General features: G+C 63.5%; 23 protein-coding genes and 1 pseudogene. 19 read left to right on the top strand and 5 right to left on the bottom strand.

The annotated features are described in order from the left end of the window. Positions 1 to 20: 20 nt before the first annotated feature. Positions 21 to 467: a hypothetical protein gene (locus tag Syncc8109_RS08210; protein ID WP_006850973.1), complete on the top strand. Its 447-nt coding sequence runs from the start codon at positions 21 to 23 to the stop codon at positions 465 to 467. A gap of 70 nt (positions 468 to 537) precedes the next feature. Further along, the gene (locus tag Syncc8109_RS08215; RefSeq protein ID WP_006850367.1) at positions 538 to 747 is read left to right on the top strand and encodes a hypothetical protein; all 210 of its coding nucleotides are present in this window, start codon (positions 538 to 540) and stop codon (positions 745 to 747) included. Positions 748 to 820: 73 nt separating this feature from the next. On the opposite strand, the gene Syncc8109_RS08220 is transcribed toward Syncc8109_RS08215, so the two are convergent. After that, positions 821 to 1,645, bottom strand: coding sequence for a carbohydrate ABC transporter permease (locus Syncc8109_RS08220; RefSeq protein ID WP_006850932.1), 825 nt, complete (start codon positions 1,643 to 1,645; stop codon positions 821 to 823). Positions 1,646 to 1,655: 10 nt separating this feature from the next. Continuing rightward, positions 1,656 to 3,278, bottom strand: coding sequence for a 2-isopropylmalate synthase (locus Syncc8109_RS08225; RefSeq protein ID WP_006850524.1), 1,623 nt, complete (start codon positions 3,276 to 3,278; stop codon positions 1,656 to 1,658). 109 nt (positions 3,279 to 3,387) lie between these two features. Between Syncc8109_RS08225 and Syncc8109_RS08230 the strand changes: the two genes are divergently transcribed. Next, positions 3,388 to 4,971 carry a glycoside hydrolase family 57 protein gene (locus Syncc8109_RS08230; RefSeq protein ID WP_025362442.1) on the top strand — a complete coding sequence of 528 codons (1,584 nt, stop codon included), beginning with the start codon at positions 3,388 to 3,390 and terminating at the stop codon, positions 4,969 to 4,971. 89 nt (positions 4,972 to 5,060) lie between these two features. Here Syncc8109_RS08230 and crtL read toward each other — a convergent pair whose 3' ends face one another. Then, complete coding sequence (crtL, locus tag Syncc8109_RS08235; protein WP_006851657.1) at positions 5,061 to 6,299, bottom strand: lycopene beta cyclase; 1,239 nt, start codon at positions 6,297 to 6,299, stop codon at positions 5,061 to 5,063. A 2-nt stretch (positions 6,300 to 6,301) separates the two neighbouring features. Then, complete coding sequence (gene gyrA, locus Syncc8109_RS08240) at positions 6,302 to 8,926, bottom strand: DNA gyrase subunit A (protein WP_006851260.1); 2,625 nt, start codon at positions 8,924 to 8,926, stop codon at positions 6,302 to 6,304. A 90-nt stretch (positions 8,927 to 9,016) separates the two neighbouring features. Here gyrA and Syncc8109_RS08245 point away from each other — a divergent pair, with 90 nt between their 5' ends. The 5 genes and pseudogenes from Syncc8109_RS08245 to rsmD form a co-directional block, all read left to right on the top strand. After that, positions 9,017 to 9,547 carry a CAAD domain-containing protein gene (locus Syncc8109_RS08245; RefSeq protein WP_045172783.1) on the top strand — a complete coding sequence of 177 codons (531 nt, stop codon included), beginning with the start codon at positions 9,017 to 9,019 and terminating at the stop codon, positions 9,545 to 9,547. 49 nt (positions 9,548 to 9,596) lie between these two features. Beyond that, on the top strand, positions 9,597 to 10,760 hold the full coding sequence (locus Syncc8109_RS08250) for a GuaB3 family IMP dehydrogenase-related protein (RefSeq protein ID WP_006851897.1): 1,164 nt from the start codon (positions 9,597 to 9,599) through the stop codon (positions 10,758 to 10,760). Between the two features lie 180 nt (positions 10,761 to 10,940). Continuing rightward, positions 10,941 to 11,264 (top strand): thioredoxin, encoded by a 324-nt coding sequence (gene trxA, locus Syncc8109_RS08255; protein ID WP_006851354.1) that lies wholly within the window; start codon positions 10,941 to 10,943, stop codon positions 11,262 to 11,264. 26 nt (positions 11,265 to 11,290) lie between these two features. Continuing rightward, a complete protein-coding gene (hisH, locus tag Syncc8109_RS08260; RefSeq protein WP_006850476.1) occupies positions 11,291 to 11,932 on the top strand; it encodes an imidazole glycerol phosphate synthase subunit HisH in 642 nt (213 codons plus the stop codon). Then, positions 11,929 to 12,420: pseudogene (rsmD, locus tag Syncc8109_RS08265) on the top strand (16S rRNA (guanine(966)-N(2))-methyltransferase RsmD); the annotation flags it as partial. The gene hisH and the pseudogene rsmD, both read left to right, overlap by 4 nt. 58 nt (positions 12,421 to 12,478) lie before the next feature. Here the strand turns inward: rsmD and petG are convergent. Further along, positions 12,479 to 12,595 carry a cytochrome b6-f complex subunit V gene (gene petG / locus Syncc8109_RS12940; RefSeq protein ID WP_071823076.1) on the bottom strand — a complete coding sequence of 39 codons (117 nt, stop codon included), beginning with the start codon at positions 12,593 to 12,595 and terminating at the stop codon, positions 12,479 to 12,481. Positions 12,596 to 12,651: 56 nt separating this feature from the next. On the opposite strand from petG, the gene Syncc8109_RS08270 reads away from it, so the two are divergent. The 11 genes from Syncc8109_RS08270 to Syncc8109_RS08320 all read left to right on the top strand — a co-directional run bounded on the left by Syncc8109_RS08270 (position 12,652) and on the right by Syncc8109_RS08320 (position 21,099). After that, on the top strand, positions 12,652 to 13,065 hold the full coding sequence (locus Syncc8109_RS08270; protein WP_025362444.1) for a c-type cytochrome: 414 nt from the start codon (positions 12,652 to 12,654) through the stop codon (positions 13,063 to 13,065). 9 nt (positions 13,066 to 13,074) lie between these two features. Then, positions 13,075 to 13,821, top strand: a complete 747-nt coding sequence (locus Syncc8109_RS08275) for an RNA methyltransferase (RefSeq protein ID WP_006851768.1) — start codon at positions 13,075 to 13,077, stop codon at positions 13,819 to 13,821. 28 nt (positions 13,822 to 13,849) lie between these two features. After that, complete coding sequence (locus Syncc8109_RS08280; protein ID WP_006850557.1) at positions 13,850 to 14,995, top strand: serine hydrolase; 1,146 nt, start codon at positions 13,850 to 13,852, stop codon at positions 14,993 to 14,995. Continuing rightward, the gene (locus Syncc8109_RS08285; protein ID WP_006851282.1) at positions 14,992 to 16,344 is read left to right on the top strand and encodes a DUF3370 domain-containing protein; all 1,353 of its coding nucleotides are present in this window, start codon (positions 14,992 to 14,994) and stop codon (positions 16,342 to 16,344) included. The genes Syncc8109_RS08280 and Syncc8109_RS08285 overlap by 4 nt, the downstream gene beginning before the upstream one ends. 20 nt (positions 16,345 to 16,364) lie before the next feature. Further along, positions 16,365 to 17,453: a magnesium chelatase ATPase subunit I gene (gene bchI, locus Syncc8109_RS08290; protein WP_025362445.1), complete on the top strand. Its 1,089-nt coding sequence runs from the start codon at positions 16,365 to 16,367 to the stop codon at positions 17,451 to 17,453. Positions 17,454 to 17,471: 18 nt separating this feature from the next. Further along, on the top strand, positions 17,472 to 17,936 hold the full coding sequence (gene ruvC, locus Syncc8109_RS08295; protein WP_006850640.1) for a crossover junction endodeoxyribonuclease RuvC: 465 nt from the start codon (positions 17,472 to 17,474) through the stop codon (positions 17,934 to 17,936). Next, positions 17,933 to 18,481: a 5-formyltetrahydrofolate cyclo-ligase gene (locus Syncc8109_RS08300; RefSeq protein ID WP_006851396.1), complete on the top strand. Its 549-nt coding sequence runs from the start codon at positions 17,933 to 17,935 to the stop codon at positions 18,479 to 18,481. The genes ruvC and Syncc8109_RS08300 overlap by 4 nt, the downstream gene beginning before the upstream one ends. A gap of 11 nt (positions 18,482 to 18,492) precedes the next feature. Next, positions 18,493 to 18,936, top strand: a complete 444-nt coding sequence (locus Syncc8109_RS08305; RefSeq protein WP_006851566.1) for a hypothetical protein — start codon at positions 18,493 to 18,495, stop codon at positions 18,934 to 18,936. 7 nt (positions 18,937 to 18,943) lie between these two features. Further along, positions 18,944 to 19,366: a SufE family protein gene (locus Syncc8109_RS08310; RefSeq protein WP_006849729.1), complete on the top strand. Its 423-nt coding sequence runs from the start codon at positions 18,944 to 18,946 to the stop codon at positions 19,364 to 19,366. Between the two features lie 87 nt (positions 19,367 to 19,453). Then, entirely contained in the window at positions 19,454 to 20,761 is a 1,308-nt protein-coding gene (locus Syncc8109_RS08315) for a homoserine dehydrogenase (RefSeq protein ID WP_006851098.1), read from the top strand. Between the two features lie 101 nt (positions 20,762 to 20,862). Continuing rightward, complete coding sequence (locus Syncc8109_RS08320; protein ID WP_006850039.1) at positions 20,863 to 21,099, top strand: hypothetical protein; 237 nt, start codon at positions 20,863 to 20,865, stop codon at positions 21,097 to 21,099. The last annotated feature ends 6 nt before the right edge of the window (positions 21,100 to 21,105 follow it).

Raw genomic sequence — 21,105 nt, forward strand, 5'->3', positions numbered from 1 at the left:
AACAACGTGGCGAAACGGGCATGAGTGAACAGCTGCAGCAGGCCTACAACGCCTTGATGGTGAAGGCTCCGGGGGCAGCGTTTCAAAAAGCACGGGCCCTGTATCTCAACAAATATCCACTTCCCCAGGCCGATGGCAGCACTCCGCTGCGGCTTTACGTCTGCGATGAGCAACTGGAGGAATCGATTCAGCCCGCCAACGACGGCGATCCGAATCACCGCCTGGCGATTCTCCTCTCACGGCCAGGGCAGTTGGCCGTGGTGCACTGGCAACAGCCCGATCCGCCGGAACCTGAGCAACTGCGCTGCTACCTGCAGGACACCTGGTCGCTCAAACCGGACGAACTGGAGATCGAGGCCCTCAGCACCCCCTGGTTCCGGGAAGGCGGACATCAAAGCCGCTTTGCCGCACCCAAGGGGGTGGGCTTCCAACAACAAAACCTCTTAACCCTCAAGGAAGAAAAGTAAAAGCAATTCCGCAGAACGACGTAAGCCGCGCAACCGCATCGCTAGCGAGAAGATATAGCCCTCTAAGCCGATGCCCAGCAAGTACGCCGAACGCTATGTGCTGCGGTCCTGCTCAGAGGGCGGCTACCTCGGCGTAAATGCCGTGGACCAACGCATCGAGAGCCAACCCTCCCTCGACAGGGCATGGATTTTTCACAGCCACGATGGCGCTGTGAGACACGCCCTTTCGATCGGCGAGGTGCACGGGGAAACACCGGACGTGGTGAAACTGGATGAGTGACTGGATCAACGAAATGAACGGCGGTGGTGATCAGCCGTGGATGAAATTACGCAGGCGGCGTGATTCGGCCGCTTCATCCCTTCACCGCATCCCCGCTTGCATTAGGCAGGATGAAGCGTTGCAAGAGCACGAACAAGACCAGCACCGGCAGGATTGACACCACCGAGCCGGCGGCAACGATCCGCCAATCCAGTGAAAAGCTGCTGGAGAGCTGCTGCAACCCCAGAGGCAAGGTGTAGAGGGACGGGTCGTCGAGGATCACCAGCGGCCAGAGGAAATCACTCCAGGTGCCGATGAACACGAACATCGCCAGGGTGATGAGATCGGCTTTGGCGGCAGGAATCATCACGTTCCACCATTCCCCTAGGCGGCTGCATCCATCGATGCGTGCCGCCTCCTCCAGCTCCTTGGGAACACCCAGAAAGCTCTGGCGCAGCAGATAAAGGCCAAAGGCAGTGGCCGCCTGGGGAATCACCAGGGCCAGCAGGGTATTGCGCAGGCCCAGCTGCACCATCAGCAGATACAGCGGAATCATCACCACCTGAAACGGGATCAGGATCGTGGCCACCACCAGGCCTAGCACCAGGCCCCGGCCAGCGAAGCGCAGCCGGGCCAGGGGGTAGGCGGCCAGGGAGCAGAACAGCAGGTTGGCCAGCACCGCCAGGCCACTCACCACGGTGCTGTTGAGCAGATAGGTGGTGAGGGGATTGTCCTGAAACAGCCGCACATAGGCATCGACGCTCGGCTGGGCGGGCAGCAACGCCGGTGGACTGCTGAAGATGTCTTCCGCCGGGCCCTTGAGCGAGGTGCTCACCAACCAGAGCAATGGCGTGAGCACCACCAGCGCCAGAAGAATGAGCAGCACCAGCTGAACAACCCGGGAGGTGGAGGTGCGCATGGCGTCGGCTCTAGAGCGTCGGTCGGGTCTCCAGAACAACAGGATCCTTCTGCGGATGCAATGACTGGCGCTCTTCACAGGCCACCAGGCGATTGAGGGCGTTCACGAAGGCCATGGCCGCCGCCACCACCACATCGGTGTCGGCGGCGTGACCGGAATAAAGCGCACCGTTGCGGCGCAGGCGGATGGTCACATCGCCCATGGCATCGATGCCCTCTGTGACGGACTTCACCGAGAACTCGATCAATTCATTGGGCACACCCGCCAGATCATTCAAGGCACGGCAGACGGCATCCACCGGACCGGTGCCCACCGCCGAGCCTGTGGTTTCACTGCCCTCTTCATCCGAAAGGGTGACGGTGGCGGTGGGGCGCAGGCTGCTGCCGCAGCTGACCTGCACAAGCTTGAGCTGGAAGCGGGCTTCCGGCTGCTGCACCTGTTCGCTGACGATCGCCTCCAGATCACGGTCGGTGATCTCGCGCTTGCGATCGGCGAGTTCCTTGAAGCGGGCAAAAGCCTCATCAAGGTCCTCACGGGTGAGGTCGTAGCCCAGCTCCTCCAGGCGGGCGCGAACGGCACTGCGGCCGCTCAGCTTGCCGAGGGAGATGCGGTTGTCAGACAAGCCCACCGTCTGGGCATCGATGATTTCGTAGGTGAGCCGGTTCTTGAGAACACCATCCTGGTGGATGCCGGATTCATGGGCGAAGGCATTGGCACCAACGATGGCCTTGTTGGGTTGCACCACCATGCCAGTGAGATTGGAGACCAGCCGTGAGGTCTTGGTGATCTCTTCGGTGCGCACGGCCGTGAGCGGCGTGGGGCTGTACTCCTCCCGCCCAAAGAAGGGGTTGTAGTAGCGGCGCCGCACATGCAGCGCCATCACCAACTCCTCGAGGGAGGCATTGCCGGCCCGTTCGCCGATGCCGTTGATCGTGCATTCGAGCTGACGGGCGCCGTTTTTCACCGCCTCGAGGAAATTGGCCACGGCCAGGCCGAGATCGTTGTGGCCATGCACCGAGATCACGGCATCGCCGATGTTGGACACGTGTTGATTAATGCCCGCGATCAGCGCACCAAACTCCGAGGGGGTGGTGTAGCCGACGGTGTCGGGAATGTTGATCGTGGTGGCGCCAGCCGCAATCGCCGCCTCAATCACCTCGTAGAGGAACTCCGGATCGCTGCGGCCGGCATCTTCACAGGAAAACTCAACATCCTCCACAAGAGAGCGGGCGTAGCTCACCATCTCGGGAACAATGCCGAGCACATCGGCACGGCTCTTGCGCAGCTTGTGCTCGAGGTGGATGTCGCTGGTGGCGATGAAGGTGTGAATGCGGCGACGCGGGGCTGGCGCCACGGCATCGGCGCAGGCCTTGATGTCGGCCCGCGAGGCACGGGCCAAGCCACAGATGATCGGTCCGTTATCGCCACCCACCTGCTGGGCGATCCGCTGCACGGCGGCGAAATCACCGGGGCTTGCAAAGGGGAACCCCGCCTCGATCACATCCACACCGAGCCTGGCCAGCTGCTGGGCAATGGCCATCTTTTCCTCCAGGTTGAGGCTCGCCCCGGGCGACTGCTCACCATCCCGCAGGGTGGTGTCAAAAATCAGGACGCGACCGGGGTCCTTAGCCATGGAAGGGGCTCCAGCAGAGGTCTTAGTCGGAGTGACTATGAGTTAATTCATCTTAGTTCAGCCCCCGAGGGGGAATCGGATTAAATTCAGCCACCGTTTGGGCTTGTTCGTGACCAAAGGCGCTGTCGCCCTGGTGTTGCATGCCCATCTGCCCTACGTGCGGTCGGCACAACCTGGCTCCCTGGAAGAGGACTGGTTTTTCCAGGCCCTGATCGAGTGCTACCTGCCGCTGTTGGAAACGCTTGAGCGGGCCAGCGCCGACCCCACCCAGCAGCCCAAGCTCACCATCGGCTTGTCGCCGACGCTGCTGTCGCTGCTCAGCGATCAAGACCTCAAGCAGCGCTTTCCCGACTGGCTGAACGAACGGCTTGATCTCCTCCCGAAGGCCGACCCATCCCTGCGCGCAGGCGCCGAGCACCTGGCGGCCACGATCGAGCGGCATCAGCGGGCCTGGCAGAGCTGCGACGGCGATCTGATCCAGCGCTTCGCCGCCCTGCAGCGATTGGGGGTGGTGGACCTTCTCACCTGCGGCGCCACCCACGGCTACCTGCCCCTGCTGCGCCATCACCCGGAAGCGGTGCGCGGGCAACTGCGCACGGCGGTGCGGGAACACCAACGCCTCGTGGGCGAACGCCCCTTGGGGATCTGGTTGCCGGAATGCGCCTATTACGAGGGCCTGGATCGCTGGATGCGCGATGCGGGACTGCGCTACGCCGTGCTGGACGGGCATGGGTTGCTGCACGGCCGGCCCAGGCCCCGCTACGGGGTGTATGCACCTATCTGCAGCCGCAATGGGGTCGCCTTCTTCGGGCGCGACAGTGACGCGACGCTGCCGGTGTGGTCGGCCAAGGACGGCTACCCCGGAGATCCCCATTACCGCGAGTTCCACCGGGATCTGGGTTGGGACCTACCGATCGAAGATCTCAAACCACTGGGGCTCGACCAACCTCGACCGCTTGGCCTGAAGCTGCATCGGGTCACCGACCACAGCGCGCCATTGGACCGCAAACGCCCCTACGAACCGGGGGTGGCCGCTGAACGGGTGAAAGAGCACGCCGCCGATTACCTGCAGGGACGCCGGCGGCAGTTGGATCAGCTCGGCGCTGCAATGGACGTTTCCCCACTGCTGGCGGCCCCCTTCGATGCCGAACTATTTGGCCACTGGTGGTTTGAAGGGCCGGCTTTTTTGAGCCAACTGTTCCAGCAGGCACCCCAGCAGGGGGTGAACTTCACCCGGCTGCGCGATGTGCTGAACAACGTTGGCCAGCTGCAGCTCTGCGATCCCTGCCCCTCCAGCTGGGGGCAAGGGGGCTATCACGACTACTGGCTGAACGACAGCAACGCCTGGATCATTCCTGAGTGGGAAAAGGCCAGCGCCGCGATGGTGCAGCGCTGCAGCCGCGGGGTGGGCAGCGAGCAGGCCATGCAGTGGCTGCAGCAAGCAGCACGGGAGCTGTTGCTGGCGCAGTCGTCGGATTGGAGCTTCATCCTCCGGGCCGGCACCACCACCGAACTGGCCAAAGAACGGGTGCAACGCCACCTGGGCCGCTTCTGGAAGCTGATGCAGGCGATCGACGGCAGCATCGAATTGCCGGAGGGCTGGCTTGAAGAGGTACAGACGGACGACCGCCTATTCCCGCTGATTCAGCCGCTTGACTGGGCTCCGGTGAATCCTTCTACACCCAGCGCCTAAACAAACACCTCCCCAAAAAGGAGGAGGTGTGGGTGTTCATCACTCCCTCAACTGCGGGAGTGATGGGTCTGAACTCAGCTGAAACGATCTCAAAACCGAGGAGCTTGATCTTGAGCCACCCCCAGCACCAATCCGCGCCGCAATTCCCAGGGGGATAGGGCGAACAAGCGCAGCATCACCCCCATCAAGCGCGGCAGCGGCAATGTGTTGGTGAGGAAGCCAAACCACTCCTCCCGCGGCAATGAGAAGAACGTGGCGAAGTGGGTGCGCAACAACGCTTCGTTGAAGCCCATCAAACGGCCCAAGCCGAATTCATAGAGCTGATGCCGCAGCACCAACTCAATCGGCCAGAGAGCTTGCCAACCCCGTTGCGCCAGGGCCGCTGAGCCAAGGCTTGGATTGGCGAGAGCTACGGAAATGGCCTGGGCCAGATCAGGTCCCCTCCGCAACAGCGATCCCACCATGTAGCCCGAGGCCGGATGCACCATGCTCGCTGCACCCCCAAACGCCAGCACCGGTTGACTGCGATCCGGCAGCGGCAGGTTCATCGGGAAGAGGCAGAACTCTTCGTGGATCACCTCAATGATCTCCACGCCGCGCAGATCAAGGCGCTGCTGGAGCCGTCGCTTGAGCACGTCGTAGGGAACACCCGGTGCCAAGGCGAGTGAGGTTTCCTCCACGAAGAACACCCCATCGCCCAAATCCATCGCGTACAAAAACGTGGGCGGTTCGCTGCGCTGCTCCTCGCTGAGGTGATCGCAGCGGTAGTCCATCAACACAAACCGGCCTGGCTCAATCGGCGTTTTGGAGAAACGGCCCACCACGCCGTAGGCCGCCTGGCCCGCCACCGGCCCCTGATCTTGACGGCGAATGTGGGGCGTGCGCGAACCGGAGGCATCAATCACCAAGCGCGCCTGCAACTTGATTCCCGATGCGGAGCACACATTGGTGGTTGAGCCATTCACATCCACCCTCTGAACCGTGTCTTGATGCCAGACCACGCCCTCAGCCCGCTTCAGCCAATGGCGCTGCAGAGCAGCCCGATCGAACAGGCCGTAGTCGATCCCATGGGCATGGCTCTGATCCTGAGCCGTTGATCCACCTTCACCGAAATAACTGACGGTGTCCCTCCAACGGTGCTCCAGCAGCTGCTCAAGCCCCACCGCTTTGAGTTCATCGGCCCAGATGCCGTAGGTGTTCGGCCAAGGATCGTCGACCTGATTCGGAGCGATGCCAGCAACCGCAACACCCCGTTGGTTCAGTTCCGAGGCGATGCAGAGGGCAGCAGGACCACCCCCTAGCACCAGCACATCCAACGGCTCAGCCAAGGTCAGCTGTCCTGAGCGTCGTTTTCAGTATTAGTCGTTTCGGTGTCACTTGATTCACTGTCGTTCAACGTGTCGTCAGCGGGGTCGTCTTCCGCTTCCGGCGGCACCAACACCACCTTCAGCAGCCGGTCGCCCTTGTCGAGCTTCTGCAGACGCACCCCAGTGGCAGCTCGAGATTGCTGCGGGATGGCATCGGCGCTGGTGCGCACGATCACCCCCTTCTCGCTCACCAGCAGCAGCTCTTCACCGGCACCGAGCACGCTCAGCCCCACCAGCTCGTCGGTGTCGGTGCGGAACTTCATCGCCCGCAGGCCCATGCCGGCCCGCTTCTGCAGGCGGAATTGCGTCACCGGAACCCGTTTGCCCAGACCCGAGGCCGACGCCACAAGCACCCAGGGGCCCTCACTGGCGGCATCCTCTTCGTCTTCTGCGCTGGCGGCCACCTGATCGGCGAGTTCCACGGGCAGCACATCCATGCTCACCAGGGCATCGCCATCTCGCAGGTTCATCGACCGCACGCCGCGGGCCGTACGCCCCAAAGGCCGCAATTCCTCATCACTGAGGCGGAAATGGATGGTCATCCCGGCTTTGGAGCCAATCAAGACGCTGTCGCCCGGCACGGCCAGGCGAACCCAGGTGAGAGCATCGCCTTCCTCCAGGTTGATGGCGATCAGGCCATTGGAGCGAATGTTGCTGAAGGCCGAGAGGCGGGTGCGCTTGATGAAGCCACCTCGGGTGAGCATCACAAGGTCGGTGTCGTCGCTGAATTCCGACACCGGTATCAACGTGGTGATCGCTTCTTCCCGGGGGATAGGCAGCAGCTGCACCACCGGTGTTCCCTTGGCCGCACGACTGCACTGGGGAACGCGGTAAGCCGGCAGGGCATAGGACACACCACGGTCGCTGAACAGCACCAAGGTGTCGTGGTCGTTGCAGCTGATGAACAGCTTCACCGCATCTTCACCCTGGCTGCGGGTGCCCGCCTTGCCACGGGTGCCGCGGCTGGTGGCTTCAAATTCACTCACCGGCATCCGCTTGAGATAGCCGGTCTCGGTGAGCAACACTACCGAACGCTCGTTCGCGATCAGGTCGATGTCGGAGAGACCACCGCCGAGGTCGAGGATTTCGGTGCGGCGCCGCGTCGGGTAGCGCTCCTGCAGCTGACCGAGCTCGCTCTGGATGATTCCGAACACCCGCTCACGCCGGCCAAGGATGTCCTTGTAGTCGGCAATCTTGGTAACCAGATCCTCGTGCTCGAGCCTGATCTTGTCGGCTTCAAGAGCCGTGAGACGACGCAGCTGCATCTGCAGGATGGCGTCGGCCTGGATGTCGGATAGGCCATGGCGATCCTGCAGCTGTTGCCGTGCCGTGGCCGTATCGGGTGCAGCCCGGATTAGGGCAATGATCGGATCGAGCTGATCAAGGGCCAGCAGCAGGCCCAGCAAGATATGGTCGCGCTCTTCGGCTTTACGCAGCAGGTAACGGGTGCGGCGCTCGATCGTCTCGACCCGGAAGTCGAGGAACACCTCGAGCATCTTGCGCAGGGTGAGCAGGATCGGCTCACCATTCACCAGCGCCAGCATGTAGGCACTGAAGTTGCTCTGCAGCGGGGTGAGCTTGAACAGGTTGTTGAGCACCACCTGCGGGTAGGCGTCACGGCGCAGCTCCACGACTATCCGCATGCCATCGCGATCGCTCTCGTCGCGGATGTCGGAGATGCCCTCGAGCTTCTTGTCGTTAACCAGCTCAGCGATGCGCTCGATCAGCGCCGCTTTGTTGGTCTGATAAGGCAACTCGGTGATGATCACGGCATCGCGATCGGGGCGCCCCGGCGCCTCGATCGTTTCGATGTTGGCCACGCCGCGCATGGTCACCGAGCCGCGGCCACCCAGGTAGGTCTCGCGGATGCCTTCACGCCCGAGGATCTGTCCACCGGTGGGGAAGTCCGGGCCGGGAATCAGCTGGATCAACTCTTGATCGGTGATCTCGGGATTCGCGATCAGCGCCTGCAACCCGTCGATCAGTTCATTGAGGTTGTGGGGGGGGATGTTCGTCGCCATCCCCACGGCGATGCCCGCCGAACCATTCAGCAGCAGCTGCGGGATCCGCGCCGGCAGGACCGTGGGCTCCTGCTGGGAGCCATCAAAGTTGTCGGCGAAATCAACGGTCTCCGCCTCGATATCCTCCAGGAGACTGTCGGTAGTGAGCGCCCGCAACCGCGATTCGGTATATCGCATGGCCGCCGGTGGGTCGTTGTCCACCGAACCGAAGTTGCCGTGCCCATCGATCAGGGGCATCGACATGGAGAATTCCTGGGCCATGCGCACCAGGGCGTCATACACAGCGGTGTCCCCATGGGGGTGATATTTGCCGAGCACTTCGCCCACCACACGGGCGCACTTGCGGTAAGGCCTATCGCTGGTGAGGCCCAGCTCGTACATCGCGTACAGGATCCGGCGATGCACCGGCTTGAGGCCGTCGCGGGCATCGGGCAGGGCGCGACCCACGATCACGCTCATCGCATACTCCAAATAGGAGCGCGACATCTCATTGCGCAGGTCCGTCTGGATGATCCGATCGTCGGAATCGCCGGGACCGCCGCCTACAGGCCCCACAGAATCCGTCATACGTGCATCAGACGTCCTTTATCAGTCTATCTCGGACGATGGTGAGAGCAGAAAAGTCCGGATAAAATCCCGGAGCTTTCCACTGACGTGATGGGTCCTGTCGACGAGCCGCGCCCTGAAGCCGAAACCCCAGGCAGCGACCCCACGCCCGCTCCGGAGCCCTCGCCAGCTCCAACGCCGGAACCTGAGCCGACTCCGGCGCCCACTCCAGCCCCGACTCCGGCACCGACCCCCGCTCCAACACCAGCCCCGGTGATCGCCTCCACCGTGTCGATCCCTGCTCAGGAGAGCGCCGATGGAGAAGGCGGTGAATGGGAGCTGCTGGTGGGCAAGGTGAAGGACTGGCTCGAACAGAACGATCTGGCTGAGCTCTGGACAAAAGCCCAGCTGCCGCTGCGGGTGGTGGGCGGTTTGATCGTGTTCAGCCTGGTGTCGACGGTTTACTCCGGTGTGCTCAGCAGCATCAACAGCATCCCTCTGGTGCCAGGCCTATTGGAGCTGGCGGGCGTGATCTGGCTGGTGAACTTCGCCCTGCGCAACCTGATCCGCAACAGCGATCGGGACAACTTCATCAAGGGTGCCCGCTCGACATGGACCCGCGTGACAGGCCGATCAAGCTGAGCCGATCATCCCGATTGGTAGCTTGATCTGACTTTATTGAAGTCGCGCGGTGGACATTCAGCTCGGACGCTCCAAGACCGTTCGCCGGGCCTACGGAATCGATGAAATCGCTCTGGTGCCTGGGGGTCGCACGGTGGACCCCGAGGTCACCGATACCCGTTGGTCCCTTGGGGGAATCGAGCGCGAGATCCCGATCATCGCCAGCGCCATGGATGGTGTGGTGGACGTGGGCATGGCCGTTCGCCTGTCCCAACTGGGCGCCATCGGCGTTTTGAACCTTGAAGGTGTTCAGACCCGCTACGAAGACCCTAATCAGGTGCTGGATCGCATCGCCGCCGTCGGTAAGGACGAATTCGTCCCGCTGATGCAGGAGATCTACAGCCAGCCCGTACAAGAGGCGCTGATCCGTAAACGCATCCAGGACATCAAGGACCAAGGCGGCATTGCCGCCGTCAGCGGCACTCCGGTGGCCGCCATGCGTTTCGGCAAGGCCATCGCCGAAGCCGGAGCCGATCTGTTCTTCGTGCAGGCCACCGTGGTCTCGACGGATCACACCGGTCCTGCAGGCCAGGAGACCCTCGATCTGGAAGCCCTGTGCCGCGACATGGGCGTTCCCGTGGTGATCGGCAACTGCGTCACCTACGACGTGGCCCTGCAGCTGATGCGGGCTGGCGCCGCCGGCGTGATGGTCGGCATCGGCCCCGGTGCCGCCTGCACCTCCCGCGGCGTTCTCGGCGTGGGCATTCCCCAGGCCACCGCAGTGGCCGACTGCGCTGCCGCCCGGGCCGACTACGAACAGGAAAGCGGTCGCTACGTGCCGATCGTTGCCGACGGTGGCATCGTCACCGGCGGTGACATCTGCAAGTGCATCGCCTGTGGCGCCGACGCCGTGATGATCGGCTCCCCCATTGCCCGTGCCGAGGAAGCTCCCGGTCGGGGCTTCCATTGGGGCATGGCCACCCCAAGCCCGGTGCTGCCCCGCGGCACCCGCATCAATGTGGGCAACACCGGCAGCATCGAACGCATCCTGCGCGGCCCGGCCAAGTTGGACGACGGCACCCACAACCTGCTGGGCTGCCTGAAGACATCGATGGGCACCCTGGGCGCCCAAACCATCAAGGAGATGCAGCAGGTGGAAGTGGTCGTGGCACCCTCCCTGCTGACGGAAGGCAAGGTCTACCAAAAGGCCCAGCACCTCGGAATGGGCAAGTAAGGCAGGGCTAAGTTGGAGGTGTGCGGGCTTCGGCCCACACACTCCTCACACCCCCCGGCCCGGCGCGATCGGGCTTTCACTCTTTGTGGAGAGCGACTGTCACAGTTCCCTTCTCAGCAGGGAAGAGCTGTGTTTTCGCTCGGAACCGTTGCTAAATTCTCTCTAAATTCTCCTGCTCATATGTCCAGCGCTGCTGCTGTCACCGATGCATCCTTCGAGCAGGACGTGCTCCAGAGCGACGTGCCGGTCCTCGTGGACTTCTGGGCACCCTGGTGTGGACCCTGTCGGATGGTGGCTCCTATCGTGGAAGAGATCGCCAAGGAATTTGACGGCCAGATCAAGGTGTTCAAGCTCAACACCGACGAGAACCCCAACGTGGCCAGCCAGTACGGCATCCGTAGCATCCCGACACTGATGGTGTTCAAGGGTGGTCAGAAGGTGGACACCGTGGTGGGCGCTGTTCCAAAGGCAACCCTGTCAGGCACCATTTCCAAGTACCTCTGAATCCGTCTCCAGAACGGATCGACCGGTTGAGTCTGAACCTCGGGTTAATCGATTACGGCATGGGCAATCTCCACTCCGTGGAGAAATGCCTCGAGCGGCTTGACCAAGGCTGTTCGTTAATCCATAACGCCGGTCATCTGGACGGTGTTGATGCACTGATCCTGCCCGGGGTCGGCGCCTTCGACCCGGCTATGGCCAACCTCAGGGCCACCGGGCTGGTGCCCCACCTGCTCCGTTGGGGCCAAGAGGATCGTCCCTTGCTCGGCATCTGCCTGGGCCTGCAACTGCTGTTCGAGCAGAGCGATGAAGGGAGCGATCCAGGCCTCGGGCTCTTAGGCGGACGGGTGACACGCCTTCCCAGCAACAGCGGCGAACGCATCCCCCACATGGGCTGGGCTCCGTTGAAGCATCACAGCACCTGCCCGCTGCTCAGCAGCAATGCCCCCTCGGAGTGGGTGTATTTCGTGCACAGCTACGCAGCTGTCCCCACCGATCGGAATGACCTCAAGGCCTCGGCCCCCTTCGGCGATCAGGAGGTAACCGCTGTGGTCTGGCGGGGCCGAGTCGGCGCCTGCCAGTTCCATCCGGAGAAGTCGTCCGATGCCGGAGAACAGATGCTCAAGCGTTGGTTGACCTGGCTGCGCAACGGGGCTGAACCCTGCCCATGAGCGGTGGCGGGCAACTGCGACTCAGTGGGGGGCGACGGCTGCTGAGCCCCGGGGGTCGCACGGCTCGGCCCACCACCTCCAGGGTGCGCGAAGCGGTGATGAACATCCTTGCCCCGCACCTGCATGACTGCCGCTGGCTCGACCTCTGCAGCGGCAGCGGCGTGATGGGCTGTGAGGCCCTGCAGCGGGGTGCGCGCTGTGTGATAGCCGTTGATCAAGACCCGCAATGCATCCGGGTCAGCCGCAACAACCTCAGTGCAGTGGCGGCAAGCCGTTCACCGGCTCCGGAGATCCGCACCGAACGGCGGGAACTGATCGCTTGGCTGCGCAAGGGCTGGAGCCAGGAGCCCTTCGACATCGTCTATTTCGACCCTCCCTACGACCAGGGCCTCTACGAACCCTGCCTGATCGCCCTCGCCGAGGGGAGTTGGCTTCACCAGGATTCTCTGGTGGTATGTGAACACCGGTCCAACCTGAACCCAGAACCGGGCTCAGATTGGAGGGTTGTGGATCAACGCCGCTACGGCGTCAGCAGCGTGATGCTGCTCAGCCCCCCAGAGCGCTGCCACCACGGCGGTACTGATTCCATGCCGCCACGAACAGACCCATCAGCGTGACGGGGATCAGACCCAGAACGATGCCGCAGAGCAGAGGTTCGATCATCGCGTCGCGTCAACTATCAGAATTAGCGAGAATTCTCTCATTGGAACTCCAGGTCTGTGGTCCAGCCGTCACGAATTGCGGCCGAATCGGCATCAGCTGATGCAAATGATTCGAGCGATCGGGGTCGCGGCCTGATCGCCGCGCTCGTGGTGTCGGCTGCCACGGCTTGCGTTGTGCTTGTGCTCTGGGTGCTGGGCAGTGCCCAGCAGGACCCCTACATCAAGGCCAGCCTTGAGCTGCAGGGGGCCGTTGACCACGGCGGCCAGCTGTTCCGGATCAATTGCGCCGGATGCCACGGCCTTGCCGGCCAGGGGTTGGTGGGCCCTCAACTTCAGGGCGTCAGCAACCAGCTCAAAGACCCCGTTCTGGTGCACCAGATCATCAGTGGCGAAACTCCCCCCATGCCGAGCTTTGAGATGGAACCGCAATCGATGGCCGATCTGCTTGCCTACCTGCACACCCTCAGCTGAGCCGCTGCCTTGAATGCCGTTGTCGTGCTGGTGGAGCCGGCCGGCCCCCTGAACATCGGGAGCGTGGCCAGGCTCTGCGCCAATTTCGGGGTGAGCGAACTGCGGCTGGTGGTCCCCCGCTGTGACCACCTCAGCGATGAGGCCATGCTGATGGCCGTGCACGGCCAAGCGCTGCTTCAGGCCGCCGTGGTGGTTCCCGACCTGCTGACGGCCATCAATGACTGCCGCCGCATTGTGGGCAGCTGCGGACGCCTGGACCATGGCGAGATCCCCCTGCAAACACCCGAGCAGGCCCTGGGTTGGTTGCTGGCCAGCGATGGCAGCAGCTCCAGCTCAGGCGCCCCCGTGGCATTGGTGTTTGGACGGGAAGACCGCGGCCTCAGCAACAGTGAGCTGCGGCTCTGCCAGAGGGTTCTCTGCCTGCAGAGCGGGGAGGCCTATCCCTCGCTGAATCTCTCCCACGCCGTGGCGGTGGTGCTGCATGAGTTGGCCCGCCTCAACAGCGTGACCACTGAAACCCGCTGCATCGAGCCCCCATCGCCGGACCCTGCAGCCGCCAAGGCTCTTTCAGCATGTCTTGACGACGCCACCGACCTGCTGCTGGAGGCCGGTTTCCTGCTGGACCACACCGCCTCCGCCCGCATGGCCAAGGTGCGGGATCTGCTGCAACGCGCCACGGTGCGCACCGAAGAGGTGGCTTTGCTGCGGGGAATGGTGCGCCAACTGCGCTGGGCCATCCGCGCCAAGCGCCCCTAATCTCTGCCGAACAGTTACGGCTGAAAGGTTGAGCAGCAGTCGTTCGTCACGTCGCTCCGCCGGCTGGAAAGGTCCGGCCCAGCTCATCCTGCGGCTGGTGTTGATGGGGGTGGGTCTTGGACTGCTCACCGGCAGCGGCCTGCGGCTGCTGGCGCCGCGCGTTCAGCAACAGGAGATCACACTTCCCAGCTGGCTGGCCGATCAAGCGCTGATCACCACCCTGCTCGGTAACGCCGTGGAGCCGCCCAGCACTGAAAACGCCGCAGGGAAGCAAAATGCTCCTGTCGTGGCGAAGGGCCTGAAGCAGGCACGCTTCGCCCCCAGACAGGAAATCAGGGCGCTGTCGGAGCGCTGGCTGGAGCTGGCCGCGCAACAGAGCGATCTGCAGGCCAGCGCTTACATGCTGATCCTCGACGACGGGCGCTTTGCGGCCATGCAGGCCGAACGGCCGATGGCTGCCGCCAGCTCGATCAAGACGCCGATCCTGCTCGCAGTGTTGGAACTGCTGGATCAGGGAACACTGCAGTGGAACGAACCGCTCACACTCACCGAGGAGCTGGTGGGGGGAGGCGCCGGTTGGATGGCCTCCCGGCCCCTGGGCAGTCGCTTCCCCACCCATGAGGTGGCCACGGAAATGATCCGGGTGAGCGACAACTCCGCCACCAACCTGATGATTGCCCGGGCGGGGGGAATGGATGCGATCAACGCCCGCTTTCAGGAGCTGGATCTGCCCTCAACCGTGGTGAACAACTGGCTGCCGGATCTCGACGGAACCAACACCACCAGTGCCAGAGATCTCAGCCGGGCCATCGCCTTGGTAGATAGCGGTGAGCTGCTGGCTCCCCGCAGCCGGGATCTGTTTCGCGAGGTGATGGGCACGTCGATCACAAACACGCTGCTGCCCAGGGGCTTGATGCGCGGCCTCGGTGGCGCTCAGGGCGAACCGGACGCAAGCCTGGCCCGCAAGGGGTACCGCGTTTACAACAAAACAGGTGACATTGGCATCGCCTACGCCGATGCCGGGCTGATCGAACTCCCCGACGGACGACGCGCTGTGGCGGGATTTCTGGTGGAGGGCCCCTTCAATGATCCCCGATCCACCGAACTAATCCGTCGGCTCGCTGCTGCCATGGCACCGCACCTCAAACCCATCCTTGTTCCGGCCAAGCCATGAAGCTCGCTCCGCTGTTGTCTGCTGCCTGGCTGGCTGTTGCAACCATGCCCGGCGGTGCGGAGGTGATTGAGCGTAAGCAGAGCGTTCGCCCCCTGCCGGGAGGCCTTGATCGCGTGTTGATGGTGAACGACAACAACCCCGAACTGATCGAGGACGACGGCATCCTGATCTCGACCTTCCCCGATGGAAAGGCGGGGTCGGTTCCGGTGGTGCTCATCGGTCGCTTCGACCTGTTCAGCCACCACGTGTATGCCGGTGATGCGGAGGGCAGCCCCAGCTCAACCCTGTGGCTGGCGGTGCTGGCGGCTCCGCTGGGGAATGCTCCTGTGACCCTGCAGCTGCTCTCAGGCAGCACCTCGCTTTCGCAGGCCACAGGGCCCGGCCAGACCCAGGCCCCCTTCCTGCCCTTGCCGAGCCTGATGCCGGAAACCACCGACGTGGTGGCGTCAGGACCCGGCAGCCGTGTGGCCGGAGATCTGTTGGCCGGCCGTAGCGCAGCGGAACTCACCAACCGCCGCTGGAGCCTGACTCCGGGCGCACCCACACAGCTGCTGCTTTTACCGATTCCCGTGGCCGGTCTCGATCCCCCGCTCAACGGTCGCAACCTGCAACTGCGCTTCCACAGCACCGGGCCGGTGGCGATGGCCACCCTGGCCGCCCATCGCAAGGACGGGAAGGCTCCAAAGGAACAGCACTGGCTACAGCTGCTCAAGCACCAGCGCATGAGCAGCAAGGAGCACCAACCCACCCCACGGGGCAGCAAGGGCAAGATCATCTATTCAAGGGTGAGCGGTGTTCAGATCGGCAGCAGCTGGCGGGCCCGCATCACCGACCCGGGCAGCCCAGTGCTGGCCGCACCCACGGCCCCCATCTCCTGGCCGATCAGCAGCCTGGAGCGCGGCACCCTCGCCACCAACCAGGTGCAAACCGCAGAACTCAAAAGCTTTTATCCCGGCACTGCCTGGGCGGCCCATGGCAACTACGGGGTGGAGTACGACCTCACACTGCCGCTGCAAAACACTGGCTCAGCCGCGGTGACGCTGCAGCTGTCGCTGGATTCGCCCCTCAAAGGCAACAGCACCACCTCCCTGCTGCGCTTCCGCGATGACCTCAACGGTCCGGTGATGTTCCGCGGGCCTGTGCAGACCACGGGTCTGGAGGATCCAGAGGGTGTTTCCAAGGGACGCCAGACCCAGCACCTGGTGCTGCGCCAGGGGCAACAGGGGCCGTCCTTGGGACAGCTGATGCTCAAGCCAGGGGAGGCCAAGCAGGTGCGCGTTCGCCTGATCTATCCCGCTGATGCCACGCCACCGCAGGTCATCACCGTGCAGCCTGTGAAACAATCCTGAGCACGCCTGGAGAATTGCTCGTGACTGCACCCCGGAAGCGCAGGGTCTTCCCCTTCACTGCGGTGATCGGTCAAGAGGAGATGAAGTTGGCCCTGCTTCTCAACGTGATCGATCCGCGCATCGGCGGCGTGATGATCATGGGAGACCGTGGCACCGGCAAATCCACCACGATCCGTGCTCTAGCTGATCTGCTGCCGGACATCGACGTTGTCGCCGGCGATCCCTACAACAGCTCGGCCAGCGATCCCGACCTGCAGAGCAGTGAGGTGCGCGAGCGGATGCAACAGGGGGAAACCCTGAGCACCGAACCGCGGCAGGTGCCGATGGTGGACCTTCCCCTCGGTGCAACGGAAGACCGCCTCTGCGGCACCATCGACATCGAGAAAGCCCTGAGCGAAGGCGTGCGTGCCTTTGAGCCCGGCCTGCTGGCCAAGGCCAACCGCGGCCTGCTCTACGTGGATGAGGTGAACCTGCTGGACGACCACCTCGTTGACGTGCTTCTCGATTCAGCGGCCTCCGGCTGGAACACGGTGGAACGGGAAGGCGTCTCCGTACGCCACCCCGCGCGTTTCGTGTTGATTGGCTCCGGAAACCCCGAGGAAGGCGAACTCCGCCCCCAGCTGCTCGACCGATTCGGCATGAGCGTGGAAGTGCGCACCGTGCGTGATCCGGAGCTGCGGGTGCAGGTGGTGGACCAACGCACCTCCTTCGACAGCGATCCCGATGGCTTCAGCACCGCCGTGGAGGGCAATCAAAACGCACTGCAACAGCGGGTAGTGGAGGCACAGCAACGCCTCGACCAGGTGACCATCGATGAGGATCTGCGCCTGCGCATCTCCGCCGTCTGCGGCGAGCTGGATGTGGATGGTCTGCGGGGTGACATCGTCACCAACCGTGCCGCCCGGGCCCTAGCCGCCTTCGAGGGACGCACGGACGTGAGCGAGGAAGACGTGGCCCGCGTAGCCTCCTGCTGCCTGCGCCACCGTCTTCGCAAAGACCCCCTTGAGCAGGTGGATTCCGGCGACCGTGTAGTGAAGGTGTTCTGCAAGGTGTTCGAGCGCAGCGAAAGCAGCGACCGCGCTGATTTCGAACTGGCCCTAGCCGCCTGATCCCCCCAGAATCAGCCCATGCGGATCCTCGGCATCGACCCGGGCCTCGCCCGGGTGGGCTACGGGGTTATCGACATTCAGGACGGATGCCAGCGCATGCTCGATTGCGGCATTATCCAGACCGATTCCGGTCGCTCTGATGGTGATCGCATGGTTGAGATGGCTGGCGACCTGCGCCAGCTGATCCGGATCTGGCGCCCGGAACTGGCGGCCGTGGAGAAGTTTTTCTTCTACAGATCCAGCAACACCATCAACGTGGTGCAAGCGCGTGGCGTGGTGGTGATGACCCTGGCCCGCTTCAAGATCCCGATGGTGGAGTTTCCGCCCATGCAGATCAAACTCGCCGTGGCGGGGTTCGGCCATGCCGAGAAGGATGAAGTGCTGGAGGCGGTGATGCGGGAGTTGAACCTGGAGGAACCGCCCCGACCGGATGATGCGGCCGATGCCCTTGCGGTGGCGCTGACGGCCTGGTTGCAGCGATGAGCAGCAAGCCAACCCTGCGCCGTCACTTCAAAGCCCAGCGTCATCTGGGAGAAGCAGCCACGCAATCCATCCAGAACGCCGTGGCGGCGCTGATCGGCCAGTCCAACTGCGGCAAGCGCCATGTGGGGGTCTACTGGCCCCTTCCGGGGGAGGTGGATGTACGGCCGCTGCGGGATGGTCCCCCTCCGCCCTTGGCCTTGCCGGTGGCCGATGGCTGCGGCGGACTCATCTACCGGAGCTGGAGTGAGGAGCCGCTTCAGCCCGATGGCTGCGGCATTCCAGCTCCTGCCGCGGGAGACGCTCTGAAACCCGATCAGCTGGCGCTGCTGCTGGTGCCGGCGCTGGCGGTGGACAGCACGGGAATCCGCCTGGGCTACGGCGGTGGGTATTACGACCGGCTCAGGGCTGATCCCGCCTGGGCTGCCGTGCCGGCCTGGGTGGTTCTCCCCTCGACCTGCCTTGCGGCCGAGGCGTTGCCTCGAGAGTCCTGGGATGTTCCGTTTACCGGCTGGATCACGGAACAGGGTGCTGGTCGGCCCGCCTGAGGGGCCGCATCATGGGCACCATTGATCGCCCTTCCATGCTGCGTCTGCTGGCTCCACTGCTTCTGCTCGGCTCGGTGCTGCACGGCGCGGTGCTGGCCCCTGCCAAGGCCCATCAGATCGAAAGTGCTCTGCAGTATCTCGATGGCGATCTGCAATTGAGCAGCAGCTTTTCCAACGGTGAGCCCACGCAGGGGGCCGTTGTTCGCTTGCTCAATGCCGATGGCACGCCAGGGCAGGAACTGGGCCGCACCGATGCCGAGGGACGCCTGAGCCTCGATCTCAGCAGCGTGGATAACGGCACCATTGATCTCCAGGTGGACGGTGGTCCAGGCCACCGCGACTACCTCGAACTTCCCGTTCGAGACGGCGAAGTGAATCTGAATGAGGTGGTCATGTTCCCCTTCAGCCTGGTGATGGTGGGGCTGCTGGTTAGCGTGCGACGTCGAAACGACTGAGCCCCGCATGGCCACCAGCACCGGCAGTGATGCCCTCGACCGGATGGTGGAGCGCTTGGGCGGCACCGCCGATCCAAAACGCCGCTACGAGTACGTGCTCTGGTTGGCCAAGAAGCTCGCGCCCATGCCGGCCGAGGAGCAGACCGACGACATCAAGGTGAAGGGATGTGTGTCGCAGGTGTTTGTACGGGGTGCCCTCGATGAAGGAGTGATGCACTGGCAGGGGGACTCCGATGCACTGATCACCAAGGGACTTCTGGCGTTGTTGATCCAGGGGCTGGATGGATTGACGCCGGCCCAGGTTCAGGCTGTGGACCCGGCCTTCATTGCGGCCACAGGCCTGCAGGCCAGCCTGACGCCCTCCCGCGCCAATGGCTTCCTCAACATCCTCCTGGCCATGCAGGAGCAGGCCCGTCAACTGGAAAGCTGACCCGAGGGCTGTTCAGGACAGGAACAGAAGCCGAATCACGTCAATACATAGAGTCGCTCGCAAACGTTCCAACACGGATCACAGGGGATGGCAGCAAAGGTCGGCGTGGGTCTGCTGGGACTGGGCACTGTTGGGGGTGGAGTGGCTTCGATCCTCCAGAACCCCAGCGAACGTCACCCGCTGGTTGGTGAACTGGAGCTGATCCGTGTTGCCGTCCGCGATCTGAACCGCCCCCGGCCCGTGGCCCTGGACGAAAGCCTGCTGACCACCGACCCATCGGCGGTGATTCAGGACCCAGCCGTGGACGTGGTAGTGGAGGTGATCGGTGGTCTGGAGCCGGCCCGCAGCTTGATTCTCCAGGCGATTGCAGCCGGCAAATCCGTGGTAACTGCCAACAAGGCCGTGATCGCACGCCACGGTCAGGAAATCGCTGAGGCGGCGGCCGCCGCCGGGGTGTACGTGCTGATCGAGGCCGCCGTTGGTGGCGGCATTCCCATCATTGAGCCGCTGAAGCAGTCCCTGGGGGGCAACCGCATCAACCGCGTCAGCGGCATCATCAACGGCACAACCAATTACATCCTCACCCGCATGGCTGAGGAGGGAGCCGCCTATGACGCGGTGCTCAAGGATGCCCAGGAGCTGGGCTACGCCGAAGCCGATCCGGCAGCGGATGTGGACGGTCTTGACGCGGCCGACAAGATCGCGATCCTGGCCACCCTGGCCTTCGGCGGCAGCGTGGATCGCGCTGCCGTTCCCACCGACGGCATCAGTGGCCTGCAGGGCGTGGATGTTGATTACGCCAACCAATTGGGCTACGGCGTGAAGCTGCTGGCCGTGGCCGAGCGCATGGCTGAGAGCGGCGATCCCCTGCCCCTTTCCCTGCGGGTGCAGCCCACGCTGGTTCCCAAGGACCACCCCCTTGCGGGCGTGAACGGCGTCAACAACGCCATCCTTGTGGAAGGTGACCCCATCGGCAGAGTGATGTTCTACGGCCCCGGTGCGGGAGCCGGCCCGACCGCCTCTGCAGTGGTGGCCGACATCCTCAACATCGCTGGCATCCGCCAGGCCAGTGAAGGGCCGGGGAACGTGGATCCTCTGCTGGCGGCCAGCAGCTGGCGACCCTGCGCTTTGGTTGACTCAGGCGACATCCGCCAACGCCACTATGTGCGTTTCAAAACAAAAGACGCCCCTGGCGTGATTGGCAACGTGGGTGGCTGCTTCGGCCAACGCAACGTGTCGATCCAGTCGATCGTGCAGTTCAATGCCAGCGACGCCGGCGCCGAGATCGTTGTGATCACCCACGAAGTGAGCCAACGTCAGATGAATGAAACCCTGGACGCTATCCAGGCTTTGCCGGAGGTATCTGGCCTGGCCGCTCATCTCGGCTGCCTCTAGGAAGAGCTTCAGCCCTGGCGAATGCCCCCTGGCGTGCGTCAGAGTATCAAGAACTTTCACAGCACGGGCCTGAATTTTCAGATCTGTGCTCGAAACGGTTCATGCAGAACCTCACTTGTTCGAGTCCCGGTCAAGGCTGCTCCCTAGAGGAGGGGGTGAATCCGATGATGGTGCACCAGGGGGATTGCGTTAATCTTGATAGTGACGACGACACCTATCAAGTGATCGGCGTGGATGGTGACCACGACCGCTGCTGGGTGCGCCGCTGGCCCCTGCAGAGCAACGAGGGCTCACCAGTGTTCGAAATCTCGTTGGAAAGGATTCGCCAGGTTGGGTAAGGCGCT

The sequence above is a fragment of the Synechococcus sp. WH 8109 genome, from assembly GCF_000161795.2.
In the GTDB taxonomy this organism is placed as follows: Bacteria; Cyanobacteriota; Cyanobacteriia; order PCC-6307; family Cyanobiaceae; genus Parasynechococcus.